This is a genomic window from Microbacterium sp. GW821-FHT01D02, from assembly GCF_059422585.1.
Window position 1 is genome coordinate 385,652 of sequence record NZ_JBWKXB010000003.1, and the last position, 20,937, is coordinate 406,588.

Consider the following 20,937-nt stretch of genomic DNA (forward strand, 5'->3'; position numbering starts at 1 on the left):
CGGCAGACGGGCTGAGATCAGCGCCGGCGCGTGCGGCGGGGATGCCCGCCCTCATCGCCCGTGGCCCACAGCGCCCACGCGACGAGCAGCGGCTGCAGGAAGAGACGACCGAACCGTCGGGCGTCGGTGTCGAGTCCGGGAGTCGAGCGCCGCGTGCGCCACTGGTGCACGTTGCCGGGGAACACCGCGGCGAAGAACGCGGCCGTCGCCCACCCGATCCTGCGCCGTTCCCTAGGGAGCGCGACGAGTCCGACGGCGAGCGCGACCTCCGCCGCCCCCGAGGCGATCACGATCGCATCCTTGTCGAGCCGCGTGATCCGGGTGGCCCAGTCGGGGACCACGACGCGGAACCCGCGGGTGCTGACGAAGTGCGTGACGCCGATGGCGCCGAGGGCGAGGGCGAGGATCCAGCGGGCGACTGCTCTGCTCATCCGCTCACGCTACAGGTGCGCGTCGGAAGCACCATGCCTCCGACGCGCACCGGCGACGGATCGGTCAGCCGGCCGAGAGGCCTCGTGCCTGCTCCCAGGTCCGGAAGCCGTCGGCGATCTCAGGGGAGTGCGTGTGGTGCAGATAGTGCTCGCCGTCCAAAGGCACCACGGTTCCATCCGCCACGGTCGCCGCCTGCTCCTCGTGGAGGGACAGCCATTCGGGCGTGGTCTCGTTCTCGGCCACCGCGAAGAGCAGGAGGGGCAGATCCTCCGGGAACGTCGTGCCGATCGCATCCGCGAAGTTGGTCCGGATATGGGACATCTCGTCCAGGTAGGTCGGGCTGAGGGAGTTCCGGTTGCTCAGCAGCGTCATCTGCTCGCGCGACTCCGCCGAGAAGACGGACTCCTCGTCGTCGGCGCCGCCGAACGCGGTGAGCAGCCGGACGAGACCGAGGTTCTTCGCCGCCCCCATCAGGCCGGTGGGAAACACGGTGTCCATGTGCGGCTGGCCCGGGACGCTGGTGTCGATGCCGACGAACGCCCGCACCTCGTCGGGATACCGGTTCGCGAACTCGATGCCGTAGATGCCGGCGATCGAGTGCCCCATGAGCACGTAGCTGTCGATGTCCAGGCTCTGGAGCGCCTCGTGGACCTCCGCGACGATGTTCTCGGTGGTGCGGGGCCGGTCGGTCCCGTCGCTCAGTCCGTACCCGAAGGGCTCCACCACGACCACGCGATGGTCCGCTGCGAGGTCGTCCACCAGCGGCTCGAAGTCGAGCACGGGGGAGGCGGTGCCGAATCCGGGCAGCATCACGATGGTCTCCGGCCCGTCGCCCGTGATCCGGACGTTCATGTCGCGCCCGTCGACGCTCACGGTCTCGCCGTACGGCCCGATGCGATCGGCTTCGACACCCGTCGCCACGGCGTTGACGATCGTCGTGGTGGCCAATCCCACCGCGATCACGGCACCGATCGCCGTCACGGTGATGAGCGCTCTCTTCGCGAACTTCTTCATGGACACCTCTCCCGGTCGCGCGGTGCGACCCTGTTCCAGCGTTCCTCGTCGCGTCCGTCGGCGCGTCCCCCCGGTGCAGACACCCGCGTACCGCGTTCGCGGTATGCGGAGGTCGTCCTCACGGGGGACTCGCGGCCGGGAGAACCGCGGAATACTGGAGGGATGACGGCGCCCGGAGCTCAGGGGATCGCGGCCGCGCTGCGGAGCGTCATCGTCTTCGCCGTGGTCGTCACCTTCGCCGTCCTGCCGTTCCCCGCCGAGGACTTCCGGGCCACCGGGTGGCTGCTGGTCCCCGCGCTCCTGCCGGCTGCGGCGGTGCTGGTCCGTCGTCGCATGCCGTTCGTGGCTCTCGGGGCGAGTCTGTTCTGCGCGATCGTGCTCGCGTTCGCCGGTGTCGTCTCTCCCAGTGCGCTCCTGGCGGCCGCCTTCAGCTGCTACACGCTCGTCGATCTGCGCGGACGGCTGGTGGGCGCGGCCGGAGTCGTCGCCGCGGCAGTGGTCGTGTTCTTCTCGAACGGCCTCGCCATGGACGGCGACCTCTTGGACTCCGCCGCGCTCCAGTTCGTCCTGTTCCTCCTGCTCGCCGGTGCGCTGGGCGATGCCGCGCGCTCGCGTCGGGAGTTCGTCGCGGTGATGACGGAGCGGGCCGAGCGTGCCGAGCAGAGCCGCGACGACGAGGCGCGGCGCCGGGTGATGGAGGAGCGGGTGCGGATCGCCCGGGATCTGCACGACGTCGTCGCGCACCAGATCTCGGTGATCAGCCTCAACGCCGGGGTGGCGTCATCCGCCGTGGAGAGCAGGCCCGAACGTGCCCGGGAGGCTCTCACGACGATCCGCAGCGCATCGCGCACGGTGCTCACCGACATCGGCGGCCTCATGTCGCTGCTGCGCGCGGACGACGGCGACGACCCCTCCGATCTCCGTCCGCAGCATGGGCTCGCCGACCTCGACGCCCTGGTCGAGCGGTTCGAGGAGGTCGGTCTCCGCGTCGACCTGCGGCGCGAGGATGACGCCGTGGCGATGTCCCCGGCGAGCGACCATGTCGCGTATCTGGTCGTGCAGGAAGGGCTGACGAATGCGCACAAGCACGGCGCGCAAGGGCGAGTCGCGGTGACGGTGCGCGCCGTCGATGAGGCGCTCGCTCTGACGGTCGCGAATCCGGTGGATCCGAGTGTCGTCCGCTCCTCGCCGAGCGGTCACGGGCTCCGTGGGCTCCGTGAACGGGTCTCCGCCGTCCGGGGCGAGGTGGCCGTGGAGAGCACGGGCGAGGATTTCGTCCTCTCCGTGCACCTCCCCACGAACGGACGGAGTATCCGCGCATGATCTCGGTTCTCGTGGTCGACGACCAGCCGCTGGTCCGCCAGGCGGTGCGCGACATCCTCACGGACGGGGGCCTGCACGTGGTCGGCGAGGCCGCCACCGGGCGCGCAGCGGTCGCGTCCGCCGCCGAACTCGTCCCGGATGTGGTGCTGATGGACATCCGGATGCCGGACCTGGACGGGATCGCCGCGACCGCGCTGATCTGCGCCGCGCGTCCGGAGGGAAAGCCCCGGGTGCTGATCCTCACGACGTTCGAGGAGGACGACTACGTGGTCGCCGCTCTCCGCGCGGGCGCGAGCGGCTTCATCGGCAAGGGGGCGGAACCGGACGACATCGTCCGGGCGGTGCGCACGATCGACGCCGGGGAGTCGCTGCTGTCGTCCACGGCGACGCGCACGCTCATCGAGCGTTCGGTGCGCGGAGCCACCCCACCGACGCCGGGCGCCCACGCGGAGGTGCTCGCCCGGTTGACGGCCCGTGAGCAGGAGGTGCTGGTGCTGGTCGCCGGAGGCCGGACGAACCAGGAGATCGCGTCGATGCTCACCATCTCGCCGCACACCGCGAAGACGCACGTGAACCGCATCATGTCGAAGGTGGATGCGCGCGACCGCGCCCAGCTGGTGATCCTCGCGTACGAGTCCGGAATCGTCGTCGCCGGAGGCTGAGCGCCTTCCGCGGCACGTCTTCGATCGGGCGTGTGCGGCGGTCAGGACCGCGTGATCATGCGAGTAACCTGGGTACCGACCCAGATGGAGAGTTTCTGTGCCTGAAAACGCCCGGCCGAATGACGGCTTCGCCCTGTTCACTGACCGAAACGTCGTCGCGATGCGCGTCAACGGCGATCTCAAGGATCTCGCCACGACCGTGACCGACACCGACGAGGTCGAGCCGGTCACGATCGACAGCCCGGACGGGTTGAACATCCTCCGCCACTCCGCGGCACACGTGCTCGCGCAGGCGGTGCAGCGGATCAACCCGCAGGCGAACCTCGGCATCGGCCCGCCCATCACGGACGGCTTCTACTACGACTTCGGCGTCGAGACCCCGTTCACGCCCGAGGACATCAAGGCCATCACGAAGGAGATGCAGCGCATCGTCCGTGAAGGCCAGCGCTTCGTGCGCCGTGTCGTGACCGATGACGAGGCGCGCGCCGAGCTCGCGGACGAGCCGTTCAAGCTCGAGCTCATCGGCCTCAAGGGCGGGAAGGAAGCCGCGGAAGGCGCCTCCGTCGAGGTCGGCGAGGGCGAGCTCACGATCTACGACAACACCACCCGTGACGGCGAGGTCGTCTGGAAGGACCTCTGCCGCGGTCCGCACCTGCCGAACACCCGCATGATCGGCAACGGCTGGGACCTCACCCGCATCGCGGCCGCCTACTGGCGCGGCAGTGAGAAGAACCCGCAGCTGCAGCGCATCTACGGCACCGCCTGGCCCACCAAGGACGAGCTGCGCGCCTACCAGCACCGTCTGGAGGAGGCCGCGAAGCGCGACCACCGTCGCCTCGGCAAGGAGCTCGACCTGTTCTCGTTCCCCGAGGAGATCGGCTCCGGTCTCTCGGTCTGGCACCCTCGCGGCGGCGTCATCCGCGGCGAGATGGAGCAGCACGCGCGCAAGCGCCACATCGAGGGCGGCTACACCTACGTGTACACGCCGCACATCTCGAAGGAAGACCTCTTCCTCACCTCGAACCACCTCGTCACGTACAAGGAGGGCATGTTCCCGCCGATCGTGATGGACGAGGAGCGCGACGACGAGGGCAACATCACCAAGCAGGGTCAGGACTACTACCTGAAGCCCATGAACTGCCCGATGCACATCCTCATCTACAAGGAGCGTGCGCGCAGCTACCGCGACCTGCCGCTGCGGCTCGCCGAGAACGGCACCGTGTACCGCAACGAGCTCTCCGGCGCGCTCCACGGCCTCACCCGTGTGCGCGGTTTCACCCAGGACGACTCGCACCTGTTCGTCACGCCCGACCAGCTCGAGGCCGAGGTCGCCAAGGTCCTCGAGTTCATCCTCTCGATGCTGCGCGACTTCGGTCTGACCGACTTCGAGCTCGAACTGTCGATGAAGGATGACGAGAAGTCGAAGTGGATCGGCTCCGACGAGTTCTGGGAGTCGTCGACCGACGCCCTGCGTCGCGTCGCCGTCGCCTCCGGCCTCAAGCTGACCGAGGTCCCCGGAGAGGCCGCGTTCTACGGTCCGAAGATCGACCTCAAGACGCGCGACGCGATCGGTCGCACCTGGCAGCTCTCGACCGTCCAGGTCGACCCGAACCTGCCCGAGCGCTTCGACCTGGAGTTCATGGACAAGGACGGGCAGAAGAAGCGCCCGATCATGATCCACCGTGCGCTCTTCGGCTCGATCGAGCGATTCTTCGCGATCCTGCTCGAGCACTACGCCGGTGACTTCCCGGTCTGGCTGTCGCCGCTGCAGGTCGTGGGCATCCCCGTCGCGGACGACTTCGCCGACTACCTCGGCGAGGTCGTCGGCACGCTCCGCTCGCAGGGCGTCCGCGCCGAGCTGGACACGTCGGACGACCGGATGCAGAAGAAGATCCGCACCCACACGACCGGCAAGGTGCCGCTGCTGCTGATCGCGGGGGAGCAGGACCGTGCCGCCGGCACCGTGTCCTTCCGCTACCGCGACGGCTCGCAGGAGAACGGTGTGCCGATCGCGGACGCCGTGGCCCGCATCCGCGCCGCCATCGACTCCCACGCCCTCGTGCAGACGGCGGGGGACTTGGCGTGACCGAGGGGGAGCAGCCGCTGGAGGACGCCGGACTCCTCGCCGGAGTGCCGGACGAGTTCCAGCGGCTGTGGACCCCGCACCGGATGGCGTACATCCAGGCGGGACCGGAGCCGCTTCGTGAGGAGTGCCCGTTCTGCGAGGCGCCGAAGTTCCCCGATGCCGAGCGCCTGGTCGTGGCGCGGGGCCGGACGGCCTACGTGCTGTTGAACCTGTTCCCGTACAACTCCGGGCACCTGCTCGTCTGCCCGTACCGCCACATCGCGACGTACGATCAGGCGACCCCCGAGGAGGTCGCCGAGATCGGCGCGCTCACGCAGACCGCGATGCGGGTGCTGCGCGGGGTGGCACGGTGCGACGGCTTCAACCTCGGGATGAACCAGGGCGCGGTGGCCGGGGCCGGTGTCGACGCCCACCTGCACCAGCACGTGGTGCCGCGGTGGACCTCGGACGCCAACTTCTTCCCGATCATCGCGAAGACCAAGGCGCTGCCGCAGCTCCTCGGCGAGGTGCGGGAGGCCGTGGCGGCAGCCTGGCCGCAGCCCGAAGCCTGACCGCACCGCCCGATCGATGACTCTGCCCTCGCGACGCGTCGCATCCGTGGTGCTCCTCGGCCTCACGGCTTCGCTCGCCACCCTCCTCGTCGCCTGCACGCCGCCGTCGAGCCCTGAGCCCACGCCGACGAGCGTCGAGGACGAGGGGCGCGCGTTCTATCTCGCACAGGGCTACGGGGAGAACGAGGGACGGCTCACCCCCAAGACCCCCGAGCAGCAGCGACTGGTCGACGACGTGATCGAGAGCGGTGTCTGGGCCGGCATCCCCGACGAGGATGTCGCATGGATGAGCCTCGAACTCACGATCGACGTCTGCCTGGTGGCGATCGAGGACGAGCACCGTGTCGATGCCGCACAGGTCAGTGCGCACATCGACTCGTCGGACATCCTTCGCACCTGGTCGGATGCGTTCGAGGAGAGCGACCCCGGCCTGCCGTTCATGCTCGGTGGCCTCGCGATCTCGGGTATGCAGTACCTGTGCCCCGCCGACTACCCCGACTGGATCGCGGCGTATCGAGAGCTCCCGATCCCTACCGGGTGACCGAGTGACCGGGTGGAGCGCGTTTCGTCTCGCTGCGCTCGCTCAACGACCGGGTGGTGTGCGTTTCGTCTCGCTGCGCTCGCTCAACGACCGGGCGGTGGGCGAAGGCCTCCCGCCCGAACGGACGGTCGTTGAGCGAGGAGCGCAGCGACGAGACGAAACGTCCCCGGGTCAGCGCACCTGACGCGCGGTGAACTGCATCTGCGGGTTGGCGTAGAACTCCTGCGCCTCGACGAGCTGCAGCTCGCGCTCACCGGACTCCAGCGTCGCCTTGAGCAGGTCGTAGACGCTGGACGCGGTGCGCTCGAGCGCGGTCTTGGCGCTCCCGGTCTCGACATAGTGCGCGGTGAACAGTGCCGCCGTGACATCGCCCGAGCCGTTCGCCTTCATCGGCAGGTGCGGGGTCTGCACGATCCAGGCGCCGTGCTCATCGGCGGCGAGCATCTCGATCGTGCCCTCTTCGCGGTCCGGGCGCTCCACGCTCGTCACGAGCACCGTGCGCGGACCCATCGCGTGCGCGAGGTCGACCGAGGCGAGCGTCGACTCCAGCGTGTCCGGCTCGGTGTCGGTGAGGAAGCCGAGCTCGAACTGGTTCGGCGTGATGATGTCGGCGACCGGCACCACGCGTTCGCGCAGGAGCACCGGGATGGCCGGGGCGACGAAGCACCCGGACTTCGCGTTGCCCATCACCGGGTCGCACGCGTACAGGGCATTCGGGTTGGCGGCCTTCACGCGGGAGACCGCGTCGATGATCACGTCGCCGATGCCCTCGCCGCCCTGGTAGCCGCTGAGGATGGCATCGATGCCGCCGAAGACACCACGCTCCTCGATACCGGTGATCACCTCGCGCACGTCGTCCGGGGCGATCAGGGGTCCGCGCCACGCGCCGTATCCGGTGTGGTTGGAGAAGTTCACGGTGTAGACCGGGAGCACCTCGACGCCGATGCGCTGCAGCGGGAAGACGGCGGCGGAGTTGCCGACGTGACCGTAGGCCACGGCCGACTGGATGGAGAGGATCTTCATTCTCCGGTCCTTTCGTACTGGGCGGGCCGGTGCCCGCACGGGATGGTCATCGCCCGGCGGCGACGAGGTCGGCGACGAGTGCCTCGGCATCGTCGTCGGACAGGTCGTGCACGGTCAGGCGCAGATGGTGCGACGGCTCGGCGCGGTCGTCGAGGGCGAAGTCGTCGCCGGTGCGTGCGAGCCACCCGCGCCGCATCAGACGGTCGGCGACGGTCCGGGCGGGCTGCCCGAGCTCGACCCACAGGCTCAGCCCGTCGGATGCCGTCGCGTCGATGCCTCCGGCGCGCAGTCGATCCGCGAAGGCGGTGTTCCGCTCCGCGTAGTGCGCGGCCGCGCCGGCGACCTCGGCCATCACGGACTCGTCGGTCAGCTGCGTCAGCGCGAGGCGCTGGAGCAGGTGGCTGACCCAGGTGGTGCCGGGGCTCAGCCGCATCGCGAGGCGCTCGGCCGTCTCGGCATCGGTCGCGGCGATCGCGAGGCACATGTCGGGGCCGAGGAACTTCGACACCGATCGGACGAGCGCGAAACGGCGGTGGTCGGGCCCGATGAGCGACTCGTAGGGCCGCTGGGACAGCATCGAGAAGTGGTCGTCCTCGATGATCAGCACGTACGGGTGGTCGGCGAGCACGGCGCGCAGCTCTGCCGCCCGCGTCGCGGTGAGGCTCGCTCCGGTCGGGTTCTGCGCCCGCGGGGTGCAGATGACGGCGCGGACACCCGCGTCCAGCGCCGCGCGCAGCCCGTCCACGGTCATGCCTTCGGAGTCGACGGGTACCGGGACCGCGCGGTAGCCGCCCAGTCGCACGGTGTGGATGCTCGCCAGAAAGCAGGGGTCCTCGAGAGCCACCGCGTCGTCGCGCATCAGCGCCTGTGCGAGCAGCCGCTCGACCGCGTCGACGGCTCCGCTGGTGATGGTGATGCGGAAGTCGACGTCGGCCAGGTCGGTCGCGATCCACCGCCGCGCCCACTCGTCGAGTCCGCGATCGATCACGGGCTCTCCGTACAGCACGGGGCGCGAGGCGATCGTCATCAGGGCCGGTGCCGGGTCGGGGATGAGGCGCGGGTCGGGGTTGCCCGTGCCGATGTCGCGCAGCACGGTGTCGGGGGCGTAGCCCTCCTGCGCCACCGTCTCGAGTCCGGCCACGACCGTGCCGGCGCGGCCCCGCGAGATCACCAGGCCGGCCTGCGCGAGCTGCCGGTACGCGGCGACGGCGGTGTTGCGGTTGACGCCGAGCGTGGCCGCCAGCTCCCGCACCGGAGGCAGCAGGCTGCCGGGCTGGAGGATTCCGCGGTCGCGCAACGCCCGCACGCTGTCGGCGATCTCCGACGCGGTGGTGCCTGTGATCTGGTCGCTCATGGTCCTCCTCTGCGATTCTAGGTCGAATCGGACAGTGCTATGTTTGACATAGATCAAACCCGACTTCGGTGCATCCGACAGGAGTTCCCCCATGACCGATCAGACCACCACCGGATCCTCGCGCGTCAAGCGCGGCCTCGCCGAGATGCTCAAGGGCGGCGTCATCATGGACGTCGTCACGGCTGAGCAGGCGAAGATCGCCGAAGACGCCGGAGCCGTCGCCGTCATGGCGCTCGAGCGCGTGCCCGCCGACATCCGCGCTCAGGGCGGCGTCTCGCGCATGAGCGACCCCGACATGATCGACAGCATCATCGACGCGGTCTCCATCCCGGTGATGGCGAAGGCCCGTATCGGACACTTCGTCGAGGCACAGGTCCTGCAGGAGCTCGGCGTCGACTACATCGACGAGTCCGAGGTGCTCTCGCCCGCGGACTACGTCAACCACATCGACAAGTACGGCTTCACGGTGCCGTTCGTGTGCGGTGCCACCAACCTGGGCGAGGCGCTGCGCCGCATCAACGAGGGCGCCGCGATGATCCGCTCCAAGGGCGAGGCCGGCACCGGTGACGTCTCCGAGGCGATGAAGCACATCCGCAAGATCCGCGGCGAGATCGCCGCCCTCACGGCTCTCCCCAAGGACGAGCTGTTCGTCGCGGCCAAGGAGCTGCAGGCGCCCTATGAGCTCGTGGCCGAGATCGCCGAGACCGGCAAGCTCCCCGTCGTGCTCTTCGTGGCCGGAGGGGTCGCGACCCCGGCGGATGCCGCGATGATGATGCAGCTCGGCGCCGACGGCGTCTTCGTCGGATCGGGCATCTTCAAGTCCGGCAACCCGGTCGAGCGCGCCAAGGCGATCGTCAAGGCGACGACGTTCTACGACGACGCCAAGGTCATCGCCGAGGTCTCGCGCGGTCTCGGCGAGGCGATGGTCGGCATCAACGTCAGCGAGCTTCCCGCACCCCACCGGCTCGCCGAGCGTGGCTGGTAACACCCGCGTCGGAGTGCTCGCGCTGCAGGGCGACGTGCGCGAGCACGCCGCCCTACTCGCGGGCCTCGGTGCCGACGTCGTGCTCGTGCGTCGCCCCGAGGAGCTGGCCTCGGTCGACGGGCTCGTGCTCCCCGGCGGCGAGTCCAGCGTGATCGACAAGCTGTCCCGCATCTTCGGCATGCAGGGTCCGATCCGCGAGCGCATCGCGGCGGGACTTCCGGTCTACGGGACGTGCGCGGGGCTCATCCTCCTCGCCGACACCGTGCTCGACGGGATCGACGGGCAGGAGTCCTTCGGCGGGATGGACGTCGAGGTGCGCCGCAACGCCTTCGGACGGCAGACCGAGTCGTTCGAGACGGAACTCGACGTCCCGGTGCTGGGGGAGCAGGCCGTGCGGGCGACGTTCATCCGCGCGCCGATCGTCGAACGCGTCGGGTCGCACGTGGACGTGCTGGCCTCGCTCGCGGACGGCACGATCGTCGCCGTCGAGCAGGGGAGTCTCCTCGGCACGAGCTTCCATCCCGAGGTCGATGGGGAGACGCGCTTCCACGAGCGCTTCCTCGAGAAGGCACGTGCGTTCGCGGGAGTCGGCGCCCGATAGCCTGCATCGCGATCACTCGACCGCGAGCGTGCGGAGTGTCTCGCTTCGAAGGGCTGCTGCCGTCGGCGCGAGAGCGTCACGCCGCGCGATTCTGATCCCGTCGGAGAAGCGCGGCGAGCCACCGCAGGGCGGGGAGCGCCTGCGCGCGCTGGAACGCCCGGAGGCCGGGAAGCTGTGGAATCTCAGGCTGCGCCTGCTGGTACCAGAGGAATGACGCGAAGGCGGAGATCACGGGGAGCAGGGCGGCCTGGGGTGGCGCACCGTGCTCTTGGAAGACGCCCCATGCTTCCTCGCAGGACGGCCCGCCGGACGCCTCGACGCTCGGCAGCAGACAGGGCAGGTCGATCCACGCGGCCCCCCGGCGCGCGTGCGGCCAGTCCAGCAGGTGTGCTCGCCCGTCGCTGATCAGGATGTTGTCGGCGCGCACGTCGTCGTGCACGATGACGTCGCCGCGCAGTGCGTCGCCGAAGCCCTCTTCGAGGCGTAGGAGCTGCGGCATAAGAGCCGGCAGATCGTGTGGCAGTGCGCCGAGGAGGTGCGGGTCCGCCGCGATCTCCTTCCAGCGGGTGAAGCTCGGGACCATATGGTCCTCCGCCCGGGGCATCTCCGTCGGCGCGGGGGTGGCCGCCAGGGTTCGCAGCGCGCGCGCCACGGCGTGCAGGTCCTGGATGGTCCACGGCTCGCCCGGGTGGTGCCCATCGATCGCCTCGATGACGAGTGCGGCACCCACGGCATCGTCGACGGCGGCGAGAAGGCGCGGGGCGATCGGGGTCGGCAGATGAGCGAGGGTGCGCATCTCCTCGCGAAGGAAGAGCAGGGAGTCCGCGTGCCAATCGGCAGCAGAGGCTTTGACGAACGCGTGACCGGTGGTGGTCGTCACGACACCCGCGTACGAGGCGCTGAAGCCGCCGTGAGCGGGTTCGTCCGTCACGAAATCGCCGCCGATCACCGCGACGATCTGCGCACGGAGGGGGAGGGGAAGACTGGCCCAGGCGGGTCGGAGGCGGTCCGCTCCTGCGTTCATCGTGCCGAGCCCCCTGCATCGTGACGGTCCCGCCGGTGCGGAAGTTCCTCGACGCTAGCAGGGATGGGAGCGAACGGGCGCGACGCGACTCGAGCGGCGTGCGACCGCCCGAGCGTCAGGACGCGCGCCGCTGGGAGAGCAGCCAGTCGTAGAGCTCGGGGTTCTCGTACGTCTCGGTCCAGGAATCGTGACCGACGCCGGCGTATCGCGTGAACCGCGCGTCGGCCCCGAGCGTCCGGAGCTCGGTCACGATCTGCTCCGTGGCGGAGATCGGCACGACATCGTCGGCGTCGCCGTGGAACGCCCAGACGGGCAGGCTGCGGATCGGCGCCGCGCTCTGCATCCACAGTCCGCCGCAGACGGGCGCGATCGCGGCGAACCGATCCGGGTAGCGCACCGCCAGGCTCCAGGTCCCGTATCCGCCCATGCTGAGTCCGGTCACCGAGACGCGGGCGGGATCGATGCGGTGTGCGGCGACGACCTCATCGAGCAGGACGGACAGGGTCGAGAGCTCGGTGACCCACTGACTCGACTCGGCGCACTGGGGCGTGACGAGGATGAGGGGGAACTCGTGGCCGGCGTCCGCCAAGCTCGGTGGGCCGTGCACCGCGGCGAGGTCGAGGTCGGAGCCGCGTTCGCCCGCACCGTGCAGGAACAGGACGAGAGGCCAGAGCCGGTCCGGATCGGCGTCGTACTCGTCCGGCAGATGCACGAGGTATCGCAAGGAGTCCGCCGGTGTCGGCTCGCCGTCGCGGACGTCCGATGAGCGGTCGGCAGGAGTGATGTGTCGCGATCGGCGCATGCATCCATCCTGCTCCACTCGCGCGGTTCGTGAGAGAGCGGGATGCGCTATGCGGCGACCAGCGCGCGGATCGCCTGCACGGTGCGCTCGATGTCGGCCGGGGTCGTCGCCCAGGACGACATCGAACAGCGCAGAGCCGCGCGCCCTCGCCACTCGGCGCCGGTGAGCGCCGCGGTGCCCTCGTCCAAGATCGCGGCGCCGAGCGCTCGCGTGGCGTCGTCGGAGTCCACGCGGAACATCACCTGGGTGTACTCGACGTCGTTCAGGATCTGCACGGCATCGATCGCCGCGAGCCCGGCCGCCATGGCCACGGCGTTCGCGTGCAGGCGGTCCAGCAACCCGGCGATCCCCGAACGTCCCAGGCTGCGGAGCGCTGCCCACGCCGGCACGCCGCGCGCTCGACGCGAGAGCTCCGGGGTGACGTCCCACGGGTCGAGCCCTGAATAGATCAGATAGTCGCCTCCGGTGCGGAACGCGGCGATGGAGTCGGCCGGATCGCGCACGATCGCCATGCCGCAGTCGTACGGCACGTTCAGCGTCTTGTGGGCGTCGGTCGCCCAGGAGTCGGCGTCCGCCATGCCGGTCGTGAGACGGCTCAGGGCGGGAGACGCTGCCGCCCACAGACCGAAGGCCCCGTCGATGTGCACCCAGGCGCCGTGTCGGTGCGCGATCGGGATCAGCGCGGCGAAGTCATCGAAGGCGCCGGTGTGCACCTCTCCCGCCTGCAGACACACGATGAGGGGTCCCTCTCCGCCGACGAGAGCCTGCTCGAGCCCATCGGCGCTCATGCGTCCCTGGCCGTCCGAGGGGACGACCGTCAGCTCCGCGCGCCCGATCCCCAGGAAGCGTGCGGCGCGGTCGACGGAGCCGTGTCGGTCGGCGCCGACGACGAAGCGCAGCGGGGGAGAACCGCGGAATCCCTGCTCGGCGACGTCCCATCCCGCGCGCGCCAGCGCAGCGTGCCGCGCGGTGGCGAGGCAGGTGAAGTCGGCGAGCTGCCCACCCGTGACGAAGCCGACGCTGGCGGTCGCCGGGAGACCGAAGAGGTCGAGCATCCACTGCCCGGCGACGCGTTCCATCGCGACCGTGGCGGGTGTGAGGGTCGACGATCCCGAGTTCTGATCCCACGCCGAGACGAGCCAGTCCGCGGCCAGGGCTGCCGGATGGGTGCCGCCGATCACGAAGCCGAAGAATCGGCCGCCGGGGATCGCCACGAGCCCGGGATCGGCCAGCACGGCCATCTCCTCGATCACTGCCGGGGCGTCCAGTCCGTGGTCGGGGAGCGGGCCGCCGAACTCGGCCAGCATGTCGTCGAGTGATGCCCGAGGCCACACCGGTCGCTCGGCGACCGAGTCCAGGAAGCGGAGCGCGGCGTGATGCGCGGCGTCGAGCGCACGAGACCTGTCGTCAGGAGCCATCCCGTTCATGCCTCAGGCCTACACCCGGGTGCCGTCTCGCGCCAGAGGCCGCACGCTCGCGCCGGCTCGCGAGGAGCCCGATGGTCATCAGTAGGCTCGATCACATGATCAGCGCACGGGAATGGCAACTCATCGGCCTGAACAACCTCTACATGAATCTGCAGCGACTGCATGTCTACGATCGCGCTTCGGCGATGATCAGCGGCACGGCCGAGGACGAGGCACGGACCACTGCGCTCCGCGGATGGATGGACGCGATCGTGGCGGCCCTGGAGCCGACGCTGCAGGGCCGCGAGCTCGACCAGGCGACGCAGGAGTCCCTGCTGCCGCTGGCGCCCTGGCTTCGTGACGAGGTCGCGCGCTATTACGCGCTGCACGACCCGACCGCCCCGTTGCGGGAGCAGGCCGCGTTCGGAGCAGCCCACGTGCTCGCCTGCGACTACCAGGCGAAGGGCGAGCGAGCGATCGCCGAAGCGGTCGACAAGCCCGGGGATGCCGATCGCCTGCTGCAGCGCGTCCCGATGATGATGGCGCTGGTCCGTCAGGCGAACGCCGCCGTCGGAACCTGTGCCGCGGGTGAGCCGAGCGACGAGATCGCGGGGTACATCACCGAGCACGTCCGGGTCGCGCGTGGCGACGAATCGCGCATGATGCTGCAGATCGGCGCTGCCCCGGTGACGCTGCAGGGCCGAGACCCGCGCGAATGACGGCCGTGTGGTCGTCCGCCACGGTCGCCGCTCGGGCGACCGTGGCTTTTCGATAGAATGGACGACGCCCTGGGCACGCTCCGGGGCGGATACGACGAGCGGAGACTTATGTCCGGGCATTCCAAGTGGGCGACCACGAAGCACAAGAAGGCCATCATCGACTCCAGGCGCGCGAAGTCCTGGGCCAAGCTCATCAAGAACATCGAGGTCGCGGCGAAGCTCGGCGGCCCCGACCTCGCGGGCAACCCCACGCTCTTCGACGCGGTTCAGAAGGCCAAGAAGACCTCGGTCCCCAAGGACAACATCGACCGCGCGGTGAAGCGCGGTGCGGGCATCGGCGGCGAGGCCGTCGAGTACCTGTCGATCATGTACGAAGGCTACGGACCCAACGGCGTCGCCCTCATGATCGAGTGTCTGACCGACAACAAGAACCGCGCGGCCGCCGAGGTCCGCACGGCTCTCAGCCGCAACGGCGGCACGCTGGCCGACCCGGGCAGCGTCGCCTACAACTTCAGCCGCAAGGGCGTCATCGTCGTCGGCTCCGAGGGCACGACCGAGGACGACGTCATGATGGCGGCGCTCGAGGCCGGTGCCGAGGAGATCGAGCCGCACGCCGAGGGCTTCGAGGTCATCACCGAGGCGACCGACCTGGTGGCCGTGCGCTCGGCCCTCCAGGAGGCCGGCATCGACTACGAGTCGGCCGACGTGGAGTTCGTCCCGAACCTCAAGGTCGAGATCGACGCCGACACCGCCCGCAAGATCTTCCGCCTCATCGACGCGCTCGAAGACAGCGAAGACGTGCAGAACGTGTTCACCAACTTCGACCTCACCCCCGAGGTGCAGGCCGAGCTGGAGAACGACGAGGCCTAGGCGCGCCACACGCCCCGTGTCGGTTCCGCCGCCTAGCCTGGAGGAGTGACCTCCTCTCTGCGCGTCCTGGGCATCGACCCGGGGCTCACCCGGTGCGGCGTCGGCGTGGTCGACGTCGACGGCTCGCGCCGCGGCACGCTCGTCCACGTCGGGGTGATCCGGTCCTCGCCGGATGCGGAGACCGGCGATCGTCTCGCGATCGTCGCCGCCGGCATCCGTGCCGTGATCGCCGAGCATCGTCCGGATGCGGTGGCCGTCGAGCGGGTGTTCGCGCAGCAGAACACGCATTCGGTCATGGGGACGGCGCAGGCCAGCGGCGTGGCGCTGCTGATCGCCGCCGAGTCCGGGCTGCCGGCCGCCACGCACACGCCGAGCGAGGTCAAGGCCGCCGTGACCGGCTACGGCGCGGCCGACAAGCGGCAGGTGCAGACCATGATCGCGCGCATCCTGCGCCTGGACGCGCTCCCGCAGCCCGCGGATGCCGCCGACGCCCTCGCCATCGCCCTGTGCCATGCCTGGCGTCGAGGGGGCCCCGCAGCCTCCGGGCAGGGTGCGCTGACGCCCGCGCAGCGCGCCTGGGCCGACGCGGAGCGTGTCGCTCGTAGTTATGTTCGAGCCACCCCGTAGGCTGAGCAGATGATCTCCTCTCTGCACGGCGTCGTCCTGCACACGACGTCCGATCAGGTCGTCATCGACGTGGGCGGGGTCGGGTTCTCCGTCGCCGTTCCCGCCGACGTGGCGCACACCGCCACGGTGGGGGAGAAGCTCCTCCTGCACACGAGCCTCATCGTCCGCGAGGACGCGCTGTCGCTGTTCGGATTCGCCGATCGCGGTGAACTGGAGATCTTCGGCCTGCTCATCAGCGTCACCGGGGTGGGACCGAAGTCCGCTCTCGGCGTGCTGTCGCATCTCACGGCCGACCAGATCGCCGAGGCCGTCACCGCCGAGGACGACGCGCCGTTCCGACGGGTGTCCGGCATCGGCCCCAAGACGGCCAAGCTCATCGTGGTGCAGCTGGCCGGCAAGGTGCACGCCCTCGCGAGCCCGTCGAAGCCGGCATCCGGGGGAGCGACCGACGTCGTGACGCAGGTCGCGGCGGCGCTCATCGGTCTCGGCTGGTCGGAGAAGGTCGCCACCGAGGCCGCGACACAGACGGCCACGGATGCCACCGATGCGGAGCGCGGCTCCGTCGCGGCGCTGCTCCGGCGCACCCTCGCCCTCCTCGGCCCGGCGCAGGGAGGCCAGGCGCGTGTCTGACCCCCTCGACGCCTCCGAGCCGTCCGACGAGACCGAGCTCGCGATCGAGGGCGCCCTGCGTCCGACGAGCCTCGGCGACTTCGTGGGGCAGCAGAAGGTCCGCGGTCAGCTGCAGCTACTCCTCGACGCCGCCCGCATCCAGAGCCGCCCCGCCGATCACATCCTGCTGGCGGGCCCTCCGGGGCTCGGGAAGACGACGCTCGCGATGATCGTGGCCCACGAGAGCGAGCGCCCCCTGCGCCTCTCCAGCGGTCCCGCGATCCAGCACGCCGGCGATCTCGCCGCGCTGCTCTCCAGCCTGGTTCCCGGCGAGGTCCTCTTCATCGACGAGATCCACCGCATGGCGCGCTCCGCCGAGGAGATGCTCTACCTCGCGATGGAGGACTACCGGATCGACATCATGGTCGGCAAGGGGGCGGGGGCCACGAGCATCCCGCTCGAGCTCTCGCCGTTCACGCTCGTGGGCGCGACGACGCGATCCGGCCTGCTGCCGAACCCGCTCCGCGACCGATTCGGCTTCACCGGGCACCTCGAGTTCTACGAGGAGTCGGAACTGGAACAGGTGATCGCCCGCTCCGCCGCCGTCCTCGGCGTGGATCTGCCGACCGACTCGCTCTCGGAGATCGCCCGCCGCTCGCGCGGCACACCCCGCATCGCGAACCGCCTGCTCCGCCGGGTGCGCGACTACGCGCTGGTGCACGGCGGCGGTGCCGCGACGATCCAGGACGTCCGTGCGGCGCTGGAGCTCTACGACGTCGACTCGATCGGTCTCGATCGGCTGGACCGGGCGGTGCTCGAGGCGCTCGTCCGTCGCTTCCGCGGGGGACCGGTGGGCCTGAGCACGCTGGCCGTGGCCGTGGGTGAAGAGGCCGAGACCGTGGAGAGCGTGGTCGAGCCGTACCTCGTGCGTATCGGCTTCCTCGGCCGCACTCCGCGCGGGCGCGTCGCCATGCCGGAGGCGTACTCGCACCTGGGCGTTCCGCATCCGGACGGGATGCTTAAGTTGGATGACCTATAATCGCTGAAGACTTCCCGGTTACCTTCGCGCGCCCAAAGGCTGGAGCGTGCACCTGAGAAAGGCGCTTCCCCCATGCCCATGGAATTCCTGCTCTTCGGCCTTCTCGCCGTCCTCCTCATCTTCATGATCTTCAACACGCGCAAGCGTACGAAGCAGATGAAGGCCGAGCAGGAGGAGAAGGCCACCAAGACCGTCCCCGGCGCCAAGGTGCTGCTGCAGGGCGGCATCTACGGAACGATCGTCGCGTACGACCCCGAGGACCTCGACACCCCGGCCCTCGTCGAGATCGCTCCCGGAACCATCATCGACGTGCACAGCCAGGCGATCCTGCGTGTGGTCGAGCCGAAGGACGTCGTCGTCGAGTCGCCGGTCGACGAGATCGACGAGCCCGTCGCTGACGAGTCGATCGCGCCCGCCGTCGAGACTCCCGAGGAGACCCGCGCCCGCCTCGAGCGCGACGCCGACGACAAGTAAGTCCGCGGCCGGCGCGGCCGCTCGGATCCCCGTCCTTCCAGAAAGCTGAACACACGTGGCTTCATCCTCTCCCGTCCGTCACGCCTGGCGGGTTCTGCTCGGCCTGCTCCTCGTGACCGGCGTGCTCTTCGGCATCAACTCGCTGGGCGTGTACGTCCTCAAGGACGGTGACGGGGATCCGGTGAGCTCGTGGGCTCCCGAGCTCGCGCTCGACCTCCAGGGCGGCACCCAGATCGTCCTGAGCGCCGAGACGGAGGACGGGGCGGATCCCACGCAGGATCAGCTCGACCAGGCCGCGGCGATCATCCGCCAGCGCGTCGACGCCTCGGGCGTGGCCGAGGCCGACATCACGACCGAGGGCGGACGGAACATCGTCGTCCAGATCCCGGGTGAGGCCGACGCGCAGACACGTGAGCGCATCCAGGCCAGTGCGCAGCTCGAGCTCCGGCCCGTGCTGTACACCACGGCCGCCGGCACCGAGTTCGTCGGCGAGGACGGGAACTCGACTCCCTACCCGAGCCCGGACCCGACGCTGAACGCCACGCCGACGGCCAAGCCGACGGACGCGAGCGACCTGTCCTGGGTCACGGAGAAGCTCGCCGCGGAGTTCCAGGCCTACGACTGCGCGAGCCCCGACAACGATCCGGCACGCGAGCCGAAGGACAAGCCGCTGATCGCGTGCTCGCCCGACGGCACCCAGAAGTTCCTCCTCGGGCCGACAGAGCTCGACGGCACGGCCATCACCGATGCGTCGGCGGGTCGCGACCAGAAGTCCGGCGCGTGGATCGTCCAGCTGACCATGAACGGCGAGGGCGGCGACGCCTTCGGCAAGGTCAGCACGCGCCTGAACCAGAACCGCATCGACGGCCTCTCGCCCCGCGATCAGTTCGCGTTCGTGCTCGACGGCCAGGTCATCAGCGCCCCGCGGATGAACGGTGTGATCCTCGACGGACGCCCCAGCATCTCGGGCAGCTTCACGCAGGAGTCCGCGACCACTCTCGCCGATCAGCTGAAGTTCGGCGCCCTGCCGCTCAGCTTCACGGTGCAGAGCTCGGACACGATCTCCGCGACGCTCGGAACGCAGCAGCTCCAGATCGGCCTGATCGCGGGTCTCATCGGCCTCGCGCTGGTCGCGATCTACTCGCTCATCGTCTATCGCGCCCTCGGTTCGGTGATCATCGCCTCGATCACCGTGATGGCGGTCCTGACGTACATCATCATCTGCATCCTCGCGTGGCGGCTCGGCTTCCGCCTGTCGCTCGCGGGCGTCGCCGGTCTGATCGTCTCGATCGGATTCACGGCCGACTCGTTCATCGTCTACTTCGAGCGAATACGAGACGAGCTGCGAGACGGCAAGTCCATCACCGCGGCGGTGGAGGACGGCTGGGGTCGTGCGAAGCGCACGATCTACATCTCGAAGTCGATCAACATCCTGGCCGCCGTGGTGCTCTACATCCTGGCCGACGCCACCGTGAAGGGCTTCGCGTTCACGCTCGGACTCACGACACTCATCGACGTGTTCATCTTCGTGATCTTCACGCACCCCGTGATGCAGCTGCTCGCCAGGACCCGGTTCTTCGGCGGCGGACACAAGCTCTCCGGTCTCGACCCGGAAGCGCTCGGCGCCGTCTACCGCAGCCGCTCGCAGTATCGGGAGGTCGCGACGGCGTCCGCCGGGCGCGGGGCGAAGAACACCCGCTCCCGCGGCGAGGCGGAGCGCAGACAGACCATCGCGGAACGCAAACGCGCGGAAGCGCTCGCGGGCGATAAATCCTCGAAAGCCGGAAGTGAGGGAGACGACTGATGCCTTCCATGAATGAGTTCGGCAACAATCTCTACTCGGGCAAGACTTCTTTCCCGTTCGTCGGCAAGCGCCGTCTGTGGTTCATCATCGCGATCATCCTCGTCGTCGGGTCCGCGCTCGTGCCGTTGGTCCGTCCGATCCAGTTCTCCATCGAGTTCACCGGCGGATCGCAGTTCACCGTGCAGGACCCTGCGACCACCGATCAGGACACCGCCACGACGGCCGTGCAGTCGGTCGTCCCGGGCGCGGCGACCAAGGTCGTCGTCCTCAACGGCAAGGACATCCGCGTCCAGACGGACCAGATGAGCGCCGAGGAGACCCAGCAGGTCGCCGAAGCCCTGGCCAAGGCGTACGAGGTCGAGCCCGCCGATGTGACCTCCTCGTTCATCGGCCCGGCCTGGGGCGAGAACGTCACGAAGCAGTCGCTGTGGGGTCTCGCGATCTTCCTGGCCCTGACCTTCCTGATCCTCGCGATCTACTTCCGAACCTGGAAGATGTCGGCCGCGGCCATCCTCGGCCTGCTCGACGTGCTCGTGATCACCGTCGGCGTGTACGCGCTGGCGGGCTTCGAGATCTCCCCGGCCGCCGTGATCGGCTTCCTGACGATCCTCGCGTACTCGCTCTACGACACCACCGTCGTGTTCGACAAGGTGCGTGAGAACACCACGGAGGACGGCGAGAAATCGGGCCGGCTCTTCGGGGAGTCGGTGAACCTCGCGGTGAACCAGACGCTCGTGCGATCGATCAACACCTCGGTCGTCGCGGCACTCCCGGTCGGTGCCGTGCTCTTCATCGGTGCTCTCTGGCTCGGTGCCGAGTCGCTCACGGACATCTCGCTGTCGATCTTCGTCGGCATCCTGGTCGCCACCTACTCGACGCTGTTCGTCGCCGCGCCGCTGTACTCGCTCTTCCGAGAGAACGAGCCGCAGATCAAGGAGCGCGACGCGCGCGTGCGGGCGGCCCGCGAGCGGGCGGCGATCGACGCCTGAGC

22 protein-coding genes are annotated in these 20,937 nt (G+C 69.6%); 15 read left to right on the forward strand and 7 right to left on the reverse strand.

The genetic code is table 11. From position 1 onward, the window contains the following. Positions 1-17: 17 nt before the first annotated feature. Both AC07VM_RS15395 and AC07VM_RS15400 read right to left on the reverse strand, forming a co-directional pair. Positions 18-431 (reverse strand): DoxX family protein, encoded by a 414-nt coding sequence (locus AC07VM_RS15395; RefSeq protein ID WP_494912081.1) that lies wholly within the window; start codon positions 429-431, stop codon positions 18-20. Between the two features lie 64 nt (positions 432-495). Then, positions 496-1,446: an alpha/beta hydrolase gene (locus AC07VM_RS15400; RefSeq protein WP_494912083.1), complete on the reverse strand. Its 951-nt coding sequence runs from the start codon at positions 1,444-1,446 to the stop codon at positions 496-498. A gap of 162 nt (positions 1,447-1,608) precedes the next feature. On the opposite strand from AC07VM_RS15400, the gene AC07VM_RS15405 reads away from it, so the two are divergent. The 5 genes from AC07VM_RS15405 (at position 1,609) to AC07VM_RS15425 (ending at position 6,609) form a co-directional block, all read left to right on the forward strand. Then, on the forward strand, positions 1,609-2,769 hold the full coding sequence (locus AC07VM_RS15405; RefSeq protein WP_494912084.1) for a sensor histidine kinase: 1,161 nt from the start codon (positions 1,609-1,611) through the stop codon (positions 2,767-2,769). Next, on the forward strand, positions 2,766-3,431 hold the full coding sequence (locus AC07VM_RS15410; protein WP_494912086.1) for a response regulator transcription factor: 666 nt from the start codon (positions 2,766-2,768) through the stop codon (positions 3,429-3,431). Before AC07VM_RS15405 ends, AC07VM_RS15410 begins: the two co-directional genes overlap by 4 nt. 160 nt (positions 3,432-3,591) lie before the next feature. Beyond that, positions 3,592-5,517: a threonine--tRNA ligase gene (thrS, locus tag AC07VM_RS15415; RefSeq protein ID WP_494912401.1), complete on the forward strand. Its 1,926-nt coding sequence runs from the start codon at positions 3,592-3,594 to the stop codon at positions 5,515-5,517. Further along, complete coding sequence (locus tag AC07VM_RS15420; RefSeq protein WP_267414624.1) at positions 5,514-6,068, forward strand: HIT family protein; 555 nt, start codon at positions 5,514-5,516, stop codon at positions 6,066-6,068. Before thrS ends, AC07VM_RS15420 begins: the two co-directional genes overlap by 4 nt. Before the next feature lie 16 nt (positions 6,069-6,084). Continuing rightward, a complete protein-coding gene (locus AC07VM_RS15425; RefSeq protein WP_494912087.1) occupies positions 6,085-6,609 on the forward strand; it encodes a hypothetical protein in 525 nt (174 codons plus the stop codon). A gap of 171 nt (positions 6,610-6,780) precedes the next feature. On the opposite strand, the gene pdxY is transcribed toward AC07VM_RS15425, so the two are convergent. Continuing rightward, on the reverse strand, positions 6,781-7,632 hold the full coding sequence (gene pdxY, locus AC07VM_RS15430; protein WP_494912088.1) for a pyridoxal kinase PdxY: 852 nt from the start codon (positions 7,630-7,632) through the stop codon (positions 6,781-6,783). A gap of 46 nt (positions 7,633-7,678) precedes the next feature. Then, positions 7,679-8,986, reverse strand: coding sequence for an aminotransferase class I/II-fold pyridoxal phosphate-dependent enzyme (locus AC07VM_RS15435; protein WP_494912090.1), 1,308 nt, complete (start codon positions 8,984-8,986; stop codon positions 7,679-7,681). 91 nt (positions 8,987-9,077) lie between these two features. Between AC07VM_RS15435 and pdxS the strand changes: the two genes are divergently transcribed. Together pdxS and pdxT are read left to right on the forward strand one after the other, a co-directional pair. Further along, positions 9,078-9,971 carry a pyridoxal 5'-phosphate synthase lyase subunit PdxS gene (pdxS, locus tag AC07VM_RS15440; protein WP_494912092.1) on the forward strand — a complete coding sequence of 298 codons (894 nt, stop codon included), beginning with the start codon at positions 9,078-9,080 and terminating at the stop codon, positions 9,969-9,971. Next, positions 9,961-10,572 (forward strand): pyridoxal 5'-phosphate synthase glutaminase subunit PdxT, encoded by a 612-nt coding sequence (gene pdxT / locus AC07VM_RS15445; RefSeq protein WP_494912093.1) that lies wholly within the window; start codon positions 9,961-9,963, stop codon positions 10,570-10,572. The genes pdxS and pdxT overlap by 11 nt, the downstream gene beginning before the upstream one ends. A 76-nt stretch (positions 10,573-10,648) precedes the next feature. Here the strand turns inward: pdxT and AC07VM_RS15450 are convergent, their stop codons facing one another. The 3 genes from AC07VM_RS15450 to AC07VM_RS15460 form a co-directional block, all read right to left on the reverse strand. Next, positions 10,649-11,596, reverse strand: coding sequence for an aminoglycoside phosphotransferase family protein (locus tag AC07VM_RS15450; protein WP_494912095.1), 948 nt, complete (start codon positions 11,594-11,596; stop codon positions 10,649-10,651). A 115-nt stretch (positions 11,597-11,711) separates the two neighbouring features. Next, on the reverse strand, positions 11,712-12,398 hold the full coding sequence (locus AC07VM_RS15455; protein ID WP_494912097.1) for a carboxylesterase family protein: 687 nt from the start codon (positions 12,396-12,398) through the stop codon (positions 11,712-11,714). A 47-nt stretch (positions 12,399-12,445) separates the two neighbouring features. Then, positions 12,446-13,816: a pyridoxal phosphate-dependent decarboxylase family protein gene (locus tag AC07VM_RS15460; RefSeq protein WP_494912098.1), complete on the reverse strand. Its 1,371-nt coding sequence runs from the start codon at positions 13,814-13,816 to the stop codon at positions 12,446-12,448. A 104-nt stretch (positions 13,817-13,920) separates the two neighbouring features. On the opposite strand from AC07VM_RS15460, the gene AC07VM_RS15465 reads away from it, so the two are divergent. The 8 genes from AC07VM_RS15465 (at position 13,921) to secF (ending at position 20,935) form a co-directional block, all read left to right on the forward strand. Next, positions 13,921-14,523 (forward strand): hypothetical protein, encoded by a 603-nt coding sequence (locus AC07VM_RS15465; protein WP_494912100.1) that lies wholly within the window; start codon positions 13,921-13,923, stop codon positions 14,521-14,523. A gap of 108 nt (positions 14,524-14,631) precedes the next feature. Then, a complete protein-coding gene (locus AC07VM_RS15470) occupies positions 14,632-15,393 on the forward strand; it encodes a YebC/PmpR family DNA-binding transcriptional regulator (RefSeq protein ID WP_267418550.1) in 762 nt (253 codons plus the stop codon). Positions 15,394-15,438: 45 nt separating this feature from the next. Then, a complete protein-coding gene (ruvC, locus tag AC07VM_RS15475) occupies positions 15,439-16,020 on the forward strand; it encodes a crossover junction endodeoxyribonuclease RuvC (RefSeq protein WP_267414604.1) in 582 nt (193 codons plus the stop codon). 9 nt (positions 16,021-16,029) lie between these two features. Further along, entirely contained in the window at positions 16,030-16,650 is a 621-nt protein-coding gene (ruvA, locus tag AC07VM_RS15480; RefSeq protein WP_494912102.1) for a Holliday junction branch migration protein RuvA, read from the forward strand. Beyond that, a complete protein-coding gene (gene ruvB / locus AC07VM_RS15485; RefSeq protein WP_267414600.1) occupies positions 16,643-17,668 on the forward strand; it encodes a Holliday junction branch migration DNA helicase RuvB in 1,026 nt (341 codons plus the stop codon). Before ruvA ends, ruvB begins: the two co-directional genes overlap by 8 nt. A gap of 72 nt (positions 17,669-17,740) precedes the next feature. Further along, the gene (locus tag AC07VM_RS15490; RefSeq protein WP_267414598.1) at positions 17,741-18,142 is read left to right on the forward strand and encodes a preprotein translocase subunit YajC; all 402 of its coding nucleotides are present in this window, start codon (positions 17,741-17,743) and stop codon (positions 18,140-18,142) included. A 55-nt stretch (positions 18,143-18,197) separates the two neighbouring features. After that, positions 18,198-19,946, forward strand: coding sequence for a protein translocase subunit SecD (gene secD / locus AC07VM_RS15495; RefSeq protein ID WP_494912104.1), 1,749 nt, complete (start codon positions 18,198-18,200; stop codon positions 19,944-19,946). After that, positions 19,946-20,935 (forward strand): protein translocase subunit SecF, encoded by a 990-nt coding sequence (secF, locus tag AC07VM_RS15500; protein ID WP_267414594.1) that lies wholly within the window; start codon positions 19,946-19,948, stop codon positions 20,933-20,935. Before secD ends, secF begins: the two co-directional genes overlap by 1 nt. The last annotated feature ends 2 nt before the right edge of the window (positions 20,936-20,937 follow it).

Excerpts from the sequence above, each read along its gene's own strand:
- AC07VM_RS15395 (WP_494912081.1), bottom strand. The coding sequence starts at position 431 with ATGAGCAGAGCAGTCGCCCGCTGGATCCTCGCCCTCGCCCTCGGCGCC.
- AC07VM_RS15400 (WP_494912083.1), bottom strand. The coding sequence starts at position 1,446 with ATGAAGAAGTTCGCGAAGAGAGCGCTCATCACCGTGACGGCGATCGGT.
- AC07VM_RS15405 (WP_494912084.1), top strand. The coding sequence starts at position 1,609 with ATGACGGCGCCCGGAGCTCAGGGGATCGCGGCCGCGCTGCGGAGCGTC.
- AC07VM_RS15410 (WP_494912086.1), top strand. The coding sequence starts at position 2,766 with ATGATCTCGGTTCTCGTGGTCGACGACCAGCCGCTGGTCCGCCAGGCG.
- thrS (WP_494912401.1), top strand. The coding sequence starts at position 3,592 with ATGCGCGTCAACGGCGATCTCAAGGATCTCGCCACGACCGTGACCGAC.
- AC07VM_RS15425 (WP_494912087.1), top strand. The coding sequence starts at position 6,085 with ATGACTCTGCCCTCGCGACGCGTCGCATCCGTGGTGCTCCTCGGCCTC.
- pdxY (WP_494912088.1), bottom strand. The coding sequence starts at position 7,632 with ATGAAGATCCTCTCCATCCAGTCGGCCGTGGCCTACGGTCACGTCGGC.
- AC07VM_RS15435 (WP_494912090.1), bottom strand. The coding sequence starts at position 8,986 with ATGAGCGACCAGATCACAGGCACCACCGCGTCGGAGATCGCCGACAGC.
- pdxS (WP_494912092.1), top strand. The coding sequence starts at position 9,078 with ATGACCGATCAGACCACCACCGGATCCTCGCGCGTCAAGCGCGGCCTC.
- AC07VM_RS15450 (WP_494912095.1), bottom strand. The coding sequence starts at position 11,596 with ATGAACGCAGGAGCGGACCGCCTCCGACCCGCCTGGGCCAGTCTTCCC.
- AC07VM_RS15455 (WP_494912097.1), bottom strand. The coding sequence starts at position 12,398 with ATGCGCCGATCGCGACACATCACTCCTGCCGACCGCTCATCGGACGTC.
- AC07VM_RS15460 (WP_494912098.1), bottom strand. The coding sequence starts at position 13,816 with ATGGCTCCTGACGACAGGTCTCGTGCGCTCGACGCCGCGCATCACGCC.
- AC07VM_RS15465 (WP_494912100.1), top strand. The coding sequence starts at position 13,921 with ATGATCAGCGCACGGGAATGGCAACTCATCGGCCTGAACAACCTCTAC.
- AC07VM_RS15470 (WP_267418550.1), top strand. The coding sequence starts at position 14,632 with ATGTCCGGGCATTCCAAGTGGGCGACCACGAAGCACAAGAAGGCCATC.
- ruvA (WP_494912102.1), top strand. The coding sequence starts at position 16,030 with ATGATCTCCTCTCTGCACGGCGTCGTCCTGCACACGACGTCCGATCAG.
- AC07VM_RS15490 (WP_267414598.1), top strand. The coding sequence starts at position 17,741 with ATGCCCATGGAATTCCTGCTCTTCGGCCTTCTCGCCGTCCTCCTCATC.
- secF (WP_267414594.1), top strand. The coding sequence starts at position 19,946 with ATGCCTTCCATGAATGAGTTCGGCAACAATCTCTACTCGGGCAAGACT.